Here is a 10,869-nt window from a genome sequence, read left to right as displayed (position 1 = left end):
ACTCATCTCCTTCTTGATAAAAATTATTACTTGCATTGATATTATTTCTAATATTTTTTCACTGCAAGCACATTTACACGCTAATTGTTTGTTTTATTTTGATGTTTATATGTTATTGCAAGTTGGGTAGCCCAGGCCGTCTGAAACATGCTTTGTCGCAAAATACGGGCAAGCTGCTACAATACAGCCGCTATGTCGAAACAAAACAAACGGAGAAACGGCACGCCATGAGCAACACACGACAAACACCGGAAATCCCCGCCGCACCGATGCAAGAATCCCGCGCGCGGTTTGACGCGCATACCGCCGGTTTGCCCGAACCTGCGCAAAAGCTGCTTCAGACGGCCTTGTCGCTGGCCGAGACGCATTATCCTGCCGATGCGGCCACGCCTGCGGGCGAGCCGCTTTTGGCGCACCTTTTGGGTGCGGCGCGTATGGTGAACGAATTGGATTTGCTGCCCGATGCGGTGGCCGCCACGCTTTTGGCTGACATCGTGCGTTTTGTGCCCGACTGGCGCGAGCTGCTCACGGAACGCTGCAACAGTACTGTCGCCGAGCTGGTCAAAGGTGTGGACGAAGTGCAGAAGCTTACACACTTTGCCCATGTGGACAGCCTTGCCACGCCTGAAGAGCGCGCCCAACAGGCGGAAACCATGCGTATTATATTTCAGACGGCCTTTGATATTTCCCAATCAAAAGGCCGTCTGAAAAATTATTCTTGCCAGCCGCCTAAATAAGAAACCAGTTCTTCCAACATGGTGCTGATGGCTTCGGTCATCAGGATTTGCGAGGCAAAGGCGAGGCTGGCGGCATCGTCGCCGTTGCTTTCGGCTTCTTCTTGCAAAACGTCCAGATACTGGATGCGTTTGAGTGTAAAGTCTTGGGTAAGGATAAACGCGATTTGTTCGCGCCATACCAAGCCCAGCTGGGTAACGGTTTTGCCGTTTTTGACGTGTTGTACCACTTCATCGGCGGTCAGGTCTTGTTTGGAAACTTTGACGACCGGGACAACATCGCCTACGCCTTTGAGTTCGCAATCGCTGTCCAATTCAAAACCGCCGTCACAGTGGCCTTGCAGTAGCCAGCTGGTCATCAGTGAGGAGGGCGATTGTTTGGTATTGGGCAGGGCTGCTTCAAGACCGCCCAAGGCTTCGCGCAGTTTGGTCAGGATATTTTCCGCTTTGGCAGAGGCGGCATTGTTGACTAAAAGATACCCGTGGCGCGTGTCGAAAATCGCCTGTGTGCGGCTGCTGCGCGTAAAGGCACGGGGCAGCAGGTCGTCAGTAATCTGTTCTTTCAGCTCTTGTTTTTCTTTGCGGCCGACATTGCGCGCTTCGTTGTTTTGGATTTCCAAAACCTTTTCATCCAAAATATCGCGGATCACGCCGGCAGGCAGGACTTTTTCTTCTTTTTTCAGAGCAACGCGCCAAGTGTAATCGGCAGGGAAAACCAGCTCGGGCGAAAAGGAAACCGGCGTGGCAAAGCCTTCGCTAAACCAGTCCAAACCCTGACAATGGGCAAATTCGGATTGCACCAATTTGTCGGCAATGACTTCCAATTCGGGCAACTTGTCTTTGTTGAGCGGATAAAAACTGATTTGCTTAAACCACATGGCGAGTTTTCCTTTTTATTAAAACCGGCATTATACAGGGAAAATAACATACGGAAATCGGCAGCATCTTTAAAAATGCAGTAAAGACGTTGACAGAAGAAAAGGCTTTCTGTATAGTTCGCGCTTCGGTTACGCGCCCATCGTCTAGAGGCCTAGGACACTGCCCTTTCACGGCGGCAACCGGGGTTCGAATCCCCGTGGGCGTGCCAAAATTCTTAAAAAACGCTCCTGCTTTTTGCAGGGGCGTTTTTTGTTTTCAGACGGCCTGTCGCTGTGAAAATATCTTTAAATTGGTTTACAATAATGCCATTCTGAATCTTAACGAGAGAAAACAATGTTAGACATCCAATTGCTCCGCAGCAATACCGCCGCAGTTGCCGAACGTTTGGCCGCACGCGGTTATGAGTTTGATACCGCGCGTTTCAACGCTTTGGAAGAGCAACGCAAAGCCGTTCAAGTGAAAACAGAAGAGTTGCAGGCTTCGCGCAACAGTATTTCCAAACAAATCGGCGCGTTGAAAGGTCAAGGCAAACACGAAGAGGCTCAAGCTGCGATGGATCAGGTTGCCCAAATCAAAGCGGATTTGGAGCAGGCTGCCGCTGATTTGGATGCCGTTCAGAAAGAATTGGATGCTTGGCTGCTGAGTATTCCGAACCTGCCGCACGAAAGTGTTCCTGTCGGTAAAGACGAAACTGAAAACGTTGAAGTTCGCAAAGTTGGCACGCCGCGCGAATTTGACTTTGAAATCAAAGACCATGTTGATTTGGGTGAGCCTTTGGGCTTGGATTTTGAAGGCGGTGCGAAACTGTCTGGCGCGCGCTTTACGGTGATGAAAGGCCAAATCGCCCGTCTGCATCGCGCTTTGGCTCAGTTCATGCTGGACACGCACACGCTGAAACACGGCTATACTGAACATTACACGCCTTACATCGTGGACGATCTGACCCTGCAAGGTACGGGTCAACTGCCTAAATTTGCAGAAGATTTATTCCACGTTACCCGCGGCGGTGATGAGAGTAAGAAAACGCAATATCTGATTCCGACCGCAGAAGTGACGCTGACCAATACTGTTGCCGACAGCATTGTGGCTGGCAGCGATTTGCCGTTGAAATTGACTGCGCATTCCCCATGTTTCCGCTCCGAAGCGGGCGCATACGGCAAAGACGTGCGCGGTTTGATTCGCCAACACCAATTCGACAAAGTGGAAATGGTGCAAATCGTTCATCCAGAAAAATCATACGAAGCGCTGGAAGAAATGGTCGGCCATGCTGAAAATATTTTGAAAGCGTTGGAACTGCCATACCGCGTGATTACTTTGTGTACCGGCGACATGGGTTTCGGCGCAACCAAAACCTACGACTTGGAAGTTTGGGTTCCTGCGCAAAATACTTATCGTGAGATTTCCAGCTGTTCCAACTGCGAAGATTTCCAAGCTCGCCGCATGAAAGCGCGTTTCAAAGATGAAAACGGTAAAAACCGTTTGGTACATACTTTGAACGGCTCAGGCTTGGCAGTCGGTCGTACTTTGGTGGCAGTATTGGAAAACCATCAAAATGCCGACGGCAGCATTAATATTCCTGCTGCGTTGCAACCGTATATGGGCGGCGTGACCAAATTGGAAGTAAAATAATCGTTGTTTAAATAAAAAGGCCGTCTGAAACTTGGGTTCAGACGGCCTTTTATATGGTTTAGCAATTATTTGTTGTGTTGACGGAAATATTCCCATTCTTCGACAACGGTACCGTCAGGCAAGTGGCACACGCCGTATTCGTTGCCGTCTTTGTCTCTTTTGATTTCGGATTTGCCGCCTTGTTTGACGCAGAATTCGGAAGCCGGATTGGCCACGCCGACGTTAGGAGATTCTTGTTTTTCAGAAGCGGAGCAGGCGGCCAAAGCGGTTGCGGCAGTGAGGCTAAGGATGATGGGTTTGATCATGGCGCCTCTTTCATTTGAAAGATAAAAACAAGCGGATTATAGGGGACGCTTGCGTTTAATGGCGTTAACCAGATTAAAGGCCGTCTGAAAACTTTTCAGACGGCCTTTAGTTTAGGAAGTCAAACCAGATTATTTGGCTGCTTCGGCTTTTTCTGCTTTTTCGCCTTCTTTAGCAAAGTATTTGGCGTAAATTTTGTCGTATTCGCCACTTTCGCGTACTTTTTTCAGCGCATCGTTCAACATTTTGATGGTGGCTTCGTCGCCTTTGCGTGCAGCGATACCGTAGTTTTCGATGGTGAAGTCAGGCAGGGAGATGAAATCCAGGCCTTTGGTCGGGTTGTTTTTCACATAGTTGGCAATGACTGCGCTGTCGCTGACTACAGAATCCAAACCGCCGTTTTCCAATTCTTTGATAATCAGGGGAACGCTTTCAAAGCGGGCGATTTTCGGATTGTCGTTGCCCAAGAGTTTGGAAACGGAGAAGTCGCCGGTGTAGCCGGTTACCACGCCGACTTTGGCCATGTTTTTCAGGTCTTCGGAGGAAGCTACTTTTTTGCCTTTGGGAACGAGGACAACTTGGGTGATTTCAAAGTATGGATCGCTGAAGAGCATGCTTTGTTTGCGGTCGTCAGTGATGGTTACGCCGGACATAACGATGTCCACGTCGCCGTTGTTCAGAGAAGGGAAGAGGCTTTCCCATGGCTGGTGTTTGAATTCGACTTTGAAGTTGCCGGCTTTGGCCATGGCATTCATCAAATCTACGTCAAAACCTTCTACTTTGCCGGCAGAATCCAAAGATTCAAATGGGGCAAACTCGGCGTTAGAGCCGACACGGTACACTTTATCGGCAGGAGCAGAGGCATTGTTGCTTTGACCGCCGCAGGCAGTCAGGGCAAGGGCGGAGCAAGCGAGAGCAGTGGCCAGCCATTTTTTCATGTTCATGATATGTGCTTTCTTAATAAAATGTTAACGGATAAAATCTTAGTTTAGCATAATTTTGTGAACAAACTAGCCGAAATCAGTGGTCTTTTTCTCGGAAAAATGCGTAGGTCACGTCATGGAAGAGGTCGGTGTGCGGACTGTCTTCATAGCTCAATTCCGCCAACGCGTCTTCAAAGGCAAGCTGGATGGATTCTACGGCATCGTTGGCCATGTCGGAGGGCAGGGAGCGGATAAGGCCTTTGAGTGCGGTGGCGAGGACGTGGTTTTGCATACGCAAAGCGTCGTTGGCCTCTTCCAGATATTCGAGGCGTTGTTCGATGCTGCTCATGATGTATCCTTGAGTATTAAATAAAATAGTGATTATATAGCGAATTAATATTAAAATGTGACGCTTGCGCCGGCTTGCCGGATATGTCCAACCATCGGCCGTATTTCAAGTGATTTTAGGTTTGAATGCGGTTCACAATAAAAATGAAAAAACGAGATTATTATGGAAAACAACCGTCTTGACCCCGCAGCCCTCGAGGAAGAAGACCTGAATTGGGAAAAACGCCTGGAAAGATTGCGTCAGGCACGACAATTCAATACCGTGCCGACTCATGCGCCATTGGTCAAAAAATCGGACGACGCTGTCGAAGCTGCGCCCAAAACCGCGTCTAAAAAAGAATATAAATTAGATGCTGATAATCGTGAAAAAGTATTGGAAGAGTATTTGTACCGCTGGCAGTTGGAACACAATACTGCCCTTGCAGACGATGGCGAAGCAGTGGAAACCGATGCGATGGTGGTTTTGCAGGACAACTGGTTGAGCGCGCAATCGGCATTGCAGGCCGCGGCTTCAGAGCGTCATATCGAATCAACGCGTACCGTCAGACTGAATCCGAAATCAGGTGCGGTAGATTTTGATGCGCCTGAAGTGGAAGAAACTGAAAAACCGGAAAATGATGATGCGGAAGCGGCTGAAGAGGCGGTTTCAGACGGCCTTGAAAAAGAACCGGCCATCAATGTCCATATCAATGTATTGAACCCGCAAGCGATTGGCCGTCGGGAGGTATTCTGCGTTTCTGAAAAAGATTTGACCGAGCGTCTGATTAAGCGTTTGCGCCCCCATGTAGCCGATGCAGTCAACGGCATGATTCGGATTGCCGTGCAAAAACAAATGGCCTTGTTCACTTACCAGTTGCAGCAAATGCTCAACGAGCAGGCGCCGGGCTTGGTGGAGGATGTATTGGAACACAACGTCAAACGTATTTTGGACGATATGAAGACTGAAATGAAATACCGCCGTTGAGTATCCGGGCCGTCTGAAAAGTTTCAGACGGCCTTCGGCGTAAATTTCCCTTAAAATTTTACGAAGCGTGTATAATGGCGGCTCACGTTTTCGTGATAAATATCCTTTCTAAATAGTTGATATGCCCGATGCAGAATCGGGCATTTTTTTTGAGATTGTTATGAATAAAAATAAAATCATTGTATTGCTGATTGCTTTGGTTGCCGTATTTGCCTATAACAAAATGCAAAACAAGCAGTCGGTACAATCGCAGAATCAGCAGAAAATAGAAGCCGTTCAAAAACAAAATAATGCGGGAGGAAAAAACGCCGATACGGCTCAACAGCAAATCGGTTCGGGCAAAGAATCAGCCGAAGCGGTTTTGAAACAGGCGTTTGAAAACGAGCAAAGCGATATTCAGGTTGAGGGCGAGGGCACGGTATGGAAAACCCTGCCGGATGACAACAAAGGCACGCGCCACCAACGCTTTATCTTGAAGCTCTCCAGCGGCCAAACGCTTTTAGTGGCACACAATATCGACCTTGCCGACAAAATCAAAGGCTTGAAAAAAGGTGATAAAGTAGCGTTTTACGGCGAATATGAATGGTCGGAGCAGGGCGGTGTTATCCATTGGACGCATCATGATCCGGCAGGCCGTCATGAAGACGGTTGGCTGAAGCACGGCGGACAGGTTTATCAATAACCGTTCAGACGGCCTCCTGCTTGAAAGATGACAGGAATAAGCGCAAAATGTTAACAAATTAAACGGGCGTATTGTTTACTGCGCCCATCGCAACATACAGTAGATTGAAAAACAAATGAGCAAAAAACTTCATCCCCAAACGCTTGCCATCCGTAGTGGCAAAGAGCAGACCGAATATCGCGAACACAATCAGGCACTGTTTTTGACCAGCAGCTTCATGTGGGAAAGTGCGCAACATGCGGCAGATTTGTTTTCCAAAAAAATTAAAGGCTTTACCTATACCCGTACAGCCAATCCGACTACTGCCGCTTTTGAAAAACGCATTGCCGCATTGGAAGGCGCAGAACGCGCGGTAGCCACTTCGACCGGTATGTCCGCAATTCAGGCAGCGTTTTTTACCTTCTTGCAAGCAGGCGACCACGTTGTTTCCAGCCGCAGCCTGTTCGGCACGACCGTCGGTTTCATCAACAACATCGTTACCAAGTTCGGCATCGAAGTCAGCCATGTATCGCCGGTTGATGTAGATGAATGGAAAGCGGCCATCAAGCCCAATACCAAACTGTTTTTCTTGGAAACTCCGTCCAACCCATTGGGCGAAGTTGCCGATTTGGAAGCGCTGGCTGAACTGGCGCACAGTATCGGCGCGCTTTTGGTGGTGGACAACAGCCTCTTGTCGCCCGTCGGCTCGCAGCCTTTGAAACACGGTGCGGATATTTCCGTTTCTTCCGCAACCAAAGCCATCGACGGCCACGGCCGCGTGATGGGCGGCGTATTGGCCGGTTCGGAAGAGCTGATGACGCAAGTTGCCATATATTGCAATTCTTGCGGGCTGGCGATGTCGCCGTTTAACGCATGGCAGTTGTTGAGCGGCGTGGAAACCCTGTCGCTGCGTATGGAAAAACAATTCGACAACGCCCTGAAAATCGCCCAATGGCTGCAACAACAGCCGCAAGTCCAAGCCGTGTACTACACCGGTTTGCCCGACCATCCGCAGGCAGAGCTTATCCGCAAGCAACAAAACGGCGGCGGCATCGTCATCGGTTTTGAAGTCGCGGACCAAGAAGCCGCATGGAAAGTCGTGGACGGTGTGGCGCTTTTCTCCCGTACTGCCAACCTCGGCGACGTGCGCTCGACCATCACCCATCCGTGGACAACCACGCACGGCCGGATGCAGCCTGAAGAAAAACTCGCCGCCAATATCCGTCCGGGCTTGATCCGCCTCTCTGTCGGTTTGGAATACATTGACGATTTGATTGATGATTTGCAACAAGCATTGAACAAATAATCTAAAAACAAATTTCAGACGGCCTTAAAATTTAATAGGCCGTCTGAAAGCAATCAAACACACATCTTAAGAATAAAAGGAAAAAAATAATGTCTGAAGCAGAATTCGCCTCGTGGGCAATGAAAATCCTCCTCACCGGCCTGATTATCTTTTTGGGCTTTATCGTTTGGAACTTGGGTAAAGAATCCAAGGCCGGCAAATTCGGCATTGCCATGCTCTTCTTGGTTTTGGGCTTGGGCGTGTTTGGATTTGTATTCAAAGAATTGCTGATTAGCTTTTTGGTATTGCCGAAATAAGCAGGAAGTTTATAGATAGAACAAGGCCGTCTGAACATTTTTTCAGACGGCCTTTTGATTTGATAATTAAATTACGCCTAATTCTTGCAAGCCGCGCAATACGCCGTCTTCATCGACACTTGGGCAGACGAATTGTGCGGCGGCTTTGGCCACTTCTTCGCCATTGCCCATGGCAACGCCAAAGCCGACGGTTGACAGCATTTCCAAGTCGTTGAAGCTGTCGCCGAATGCCATCACTTTGCCCATATCAATGCCCAGTTTTTCCACTGCGTGGGCGATGCCACGTGCTTTTGAACCTTCTTGTTTGAGTAGGTCCATGGCATGTTTGTGCCAGCGGACGGATTTGAAGCCGTGTTGTTGAATCAGCGGTTGCAGGATTTTTTCTTCTTCCTCATCCACAAAGACCAACATTTGATAGACGGGTTGTTTGCGGAAATATTCTTTGTCGGTTAAAAAGTTGGGCAGGATATGCGATAAACCTTCGACAACGCGCGGAGAGTTGGAGGAGACGGCAATTTCTTGGTTGTTGACGAATGCGTAGTCTATTTTGTGTTGCTTAAGCAGGTGGATGGCGGTTTCGATGTCGGCAATATCCAAGGGGTAGCTTTGCAGGGGCTCGCCGCGAAAGGAAATATATTGGCCGTTGATGGTAACGAGCATGTCGATGCCGCATTCTTGAATCAAGGCTTTGACTTTGGCGGGAATGGCGGCTTCCGGACGGCCGGTGGCGATGGCAGTCAAAATGCCTTTGGCTTTCAATGCGCGCATGGCTTGGGCAACCGAAGGGCGTAAGGTATCCGTGTATTTACGGTAGAGGGTGTCGTCAATGTCAAAGAAGATGATTGCAGGATTGTTCATGGTTCACTCGTCGGGCCGGGTATATACAGCTTTCATTGAAAATTGTGTGAACAGCTTGTGTATAAATTGGTTTAGTATTTGATTGCTATTATAAAAATAAGTTCTGATTAAAATTTAGGCAGCTTTTTGTTTTGAGAATAAAGCAGAAAGTTATCCACATCAGGCCGTCTGAAAATTTGGTTTTCAGACGGCCTTGTTTTAAGCAATCAGACGGATATTTTCTTTGTCTTGCCTGAATTTGTTTTTAATCACGATAGGCAGGCTGCTGTCGAAATACCAGCTGCCATCAGGCAATGCCAACGCGCCGCCGGCGCAGAGCAGGGTAATGCTGTTTCCGGTCAGGGGATCGGTTTCGGTAATTTCAATTTCATGCGCTTTGCCCCAATCGGTTACGGGGAGTAGGTGGGCAAGCTCGGTAATACGTTGGTTTTGATGTTTGATGCCGTTGGGTTGGCGGCAGTCGCCGTTGCATTTTCCGACGGCCTCAACAGGGCAGGGTTCGTCCTTTGCGTAGCCGGTCGGCAAAATATTGAGCGAATCCGGGCAGAGCCTGTGTTCTTGCGACCATTGTGCCAAAGCACGTTTGGCTGCTTTTTTGTGGGCAAACAAACCGTATGGACGCCAGTTTCTGGTGCCGTTGTTTAACAAGACAATGCGTGCTTGAAGGCTGCCGTGTTCGTCAGCGATAAAGCGGACGGTAGAAAACGATGTGGATTTTTCAGACGGCATCAGTTGGTATTCCTGCATGGTCTGGGCTTTGAGCCATAATGTATGGAGCTGACCGACTGCCGGAATAAAACGGATGGAGGCTGCGGCTTTGATGTGCGGCGGCAGTTTTTTGCTGTGCAGCAGGGTGGCGGTTTCACTGTATGCGCGTTCGTGTGCTTCAATGGCCTGGGCTTTGCCGAAATGGTCAAACCAAACCAATACGCCGTAACTGTCGGGCAGGGCATAGAGCTGTTGGGCAAGAGAATCGGGCAACCAAGTGGGCAACATTTTCGGATTCATCAATACACGGACGTGTTCATCCCATTGTTGGTGATTTTTTTCTGCCAGACTTAATTCGAGATAATCACACAATGCGGCAACATCGGTCATGGCGCGGTGGCGGTTGGCCGTCTGAATGCCGGTGCGTTCGATAATGCTGTCGAGGCTGTGTTTGTAAAACTCAGGATACAGGCGGCGAGACAGTTGAACCGTACAGAGAGAGGGTGCGGCAAAGTCAGTATGGATACGGGCAAACTCGTGACGCAGGAAGGTATAGTCAAAGCGGCTGTTGTGCGCAACAACTACAGCCCCTTGCAATAGCGGCAACAAATCGGCTGCAATATCGGCAAAGACAGGCGCGTTTTTCACCGTTTCATCATGAATTCCGGTCAATCTGGCAACAAATTCGGGAATGCTGCGGCAAGGATTGACCAATTGCTCGTAATGTGTGGCGCGTCCTTGCTCAAAACGAACAAGGGCGACTTCCGTTATCCTGTCTTGATAGAAATTTCCACCGGTCGTCTCCAAATCCACCACGACCACAGGCCGTCCCAAACGGGAAAATGCTTCGGATAAGAGCGGCCAGCGTGCGAAATCTGACATTTTATTCTCTGTAAATTCAATAGCAAATGCGCATTTTACACGCTGTCTGTAAGTTTTCCAAATAAAACGCTTGACAGTAAATAGCCTTCTCTTTATAATTCAAATCTTTCTTGATGCACCCGTAGCTCAGTTGGATAGAGTATCTGGCTACGAACCAGAGGGTCGGGCGTTCGAATCGCTCCGGGTGCGCCACAGAAAATCTCCGCGCCCATCGTCTAGCGGTTAGGACATCGCCCTTTCACGGCGGTAACCGGGGTTCGATTCCCCGTGGGCGTGCCAGTTTATAAAAAAGCGCAATCTGTTTCGGGTTGCGCTTTTTTGCGTCTGTCGGTTTTGAAATGATTTGACGGTTTTAAAATGATTTGAACCTCTCTTTTT

The 10,869-nt window shown here is 49.0% G+C and carries 11 protein-coding genes, 3 tRNA genes and 1 pseudogene; 9 read left to right on the top strand and 6 right to left on the bottom strand.

Annotation, left to right across the window (positions count from 1 at the left end; translation table 11 throughout):
• Positions 1-227: 227 nt before the first annotated feature.
• Positions 228-659, top strand: a pseudogene (locus HMPREF2606_RS10600) (HD domain-containing protein); the annotation flags it as partial.
• Between the two features lie 53 nt (positions 660-712).
• Here HMPREF2606_RS10600 and rdgC read toward each other — a convergent pair.
• A complete protein-coding gene (gene rdgC / locus HMPREF2606_RS02875; RefSeq protein WP_070712000.1) occupies positions 713-1,612 on the bottom strand; it encodes a recombination-associated protein RdgC in 900 nt (299 codons plus the stop codon).
• Positions 1,613-1,745: 133 nt separating this feature from the next.
• On the opposite strand from rdgC, the gene HMPREF2606_RS02870 reads away from it, so the two are divergent.
• Positions 1,746-1,821 (top strand) — tRNA-Glu (locus HMPREF2606_RS02870).
• A 125-nt stretch (positions 1,822-1,946) separates the two neighbouring features.
• Complete coding sequence (serS, locus tag HMPREF2606_RS02865; RefSeq protein WP_070712001.1) at positions 1,947-3,242, top strand: serine--tRNA ligase; 1,296 nt, start codon at positions 1,947-1,949, stop codon at positions 3,240-3,242.
• Positions 3,243-3,307: 65 nt separating this feature from the next.
• Here the strand turns inward: serS and HMPREF2606_RS02860 are convergent, their stop codons facing one another.
• The 3 genes from HMPREF2606_RS02860 to HMPREF2606_RS02850 all read right to left on the bottom strand — a co-directional run bounded on the left by HMPREF2606_RS02860 (position 3,308) and on the right by HMPREF2606_RS02850 (position 4,817).
• Positions 3,308-3,547, bottom strand: a complete 240-nt coding sequence (locus HMPREF2606_RS02860) for a putative hemolysin (protein ID WP_070712002.1) — start codon at positions 3,545-3,547, stop codon at positions 3,308-3,310.
• Between the two features lie 129 nt (positions 3,548-3,676).
• Positions 3,677-4,489 (bottom strand): basic amino acid ABC transporter substrate-binding protein, encoded by an 813-nt coding sequence (locus HMPREF2606_RS02855; RefSeq protein ID WP_003747411.1) that lies wholly within the window; start codon positions 4,487-4,489, stop codon positions 3,677-3,679.
• Between the two features lie 76 nt (positions 4,490-4,565).
• Entirely contained in the window at positions 4,566-4,817 is a 252-nt protein-coding gene (locus HMPREF2606_RS02850; RefSeq protein ID WP_003680526.1) for an NGO1151 family protein, read from the bottom strand.
• Positions 4,818-4,979: 162 nt separating this feature from the next.
• Between HMPREF2606_RS02850 and HMPREF2606_RS02845 the strand changes: the two genes are divergently transcribed.
• The 4 genes from HMPREF2606_RS02845 to HMPREF2606_RS02830 all read left to right on the top strand — a co-directional run bounded on the left by HMPREF2606_RS02845 (position 4,980) and on the right by HMPREF2606_RS02830 (position 8,043).
• Positions 4,980-5,780, top strand: coding sequence for a hypothetical protein (locus HMPREF2606_RS02845; protein ID WP_070584032.1), 801 nt, complete (start codon positions 4,980-4,982; stop codon positions 5,778-5,780).
• Between the two features lie 121 nt (positions 5,781-5,901).
• Positions 5,902-6,462 (top strand): DUF3465 domain-containing protein, encoded by a 561-nt coding sequence (locus HMPREF2606_RS02840; protein WP_070584033.1) that lies wholly within the window; start codon positions 5,902-5,904, stop codon positions 6,460-6,462.
• Between the two features lie 115 nt (positions 6,463-6,577).
• Positions 6,578-7,747 (top strand): O-succinylhomoserine sulfhydrylase, encoded by a 1,170-nt coding sequence (gene metZ / locus HMPREF2606_RS02835; RefSeq protein WP_070843288.1) that lies wholly within the window; start codon positions 6,578-6,580, stop codon positions 7,745-7,747.
• Positions 7,748-7,836: 89 nt separating this feature from the next.
• Positions 7,837-8,043, top strand: coding sequence for a DUF2788 domain-containing protein (locus HMPREF2606_RS02830; protein ID WP_003747401.1), 207 nt, complete (start codon positions 7,837-7,839; stop codon positions 8,041-8,043).
• A gap of 66 nt (positions 8,044-8,109) precedes the next feature.
• Here HMPREF2606_RS02830 and HMPREF2606_RS02825 read toward each other — a convergent pair whose 3' ends face one another.
• Complete coding sequence (locus HMPREF2606_RS02825) at positions 8,110-8,901, bottom strand: Cof-type HAD-IIB family hydrolase (protein WP_070843287.1); 792 nt, start codon at positions 8,899-8,901, stop codon at positions 8,110-8,112.
• A 198-nt stretch (positions 8,902-9,099) separates the two neighbouring features.
• Positions 9,100-10,491 (bottom strand): 3'-5' exonuclease family protein, encoded by a 1,392-nt coding sequence (locus HMPREF2606_RS02820; protein ID WP_049323041.1) that lies wholly within the window; start codon positions 10,489-10,491, stop codon positions 9,100-9,102.
• Between the two features lie 115 nt (positions 10,492-10,606).
• Between HMPREF2606_RS02820 and HMPREF2606_RS02815 the strand changes: the two genes are divergently transcribed.
• Positions 10,607-10,683 (top strand) — tRNA-Arg (locus HMPREF2606_RS02815).
• Positions 10,684-10,695: 12 nt separating this feature from the next.
• Positions 10,696-10,770: transfer RNA gene (locus HMPREF2606_RS02810), tRNA-Glu, on the top strand.
• Positions 10,771-10,869 lie beyond the last annotated feature (99 nt).

It is taken from the genome of Neisseria sp. HMSC070H10, assembly GCF_001837635.1.
Taxonomy (GTDB): Bacteria; Pseudomonadota; Gammaproteobacteria; order Burkholderiales; family Neisseriaceae; genus Neisseria; species Neisseria subflava_A.
Note: the sequence above shows the minus strand (reverse complement) of the source record. Positions and strands in the feature narration are given on the sequence as shown.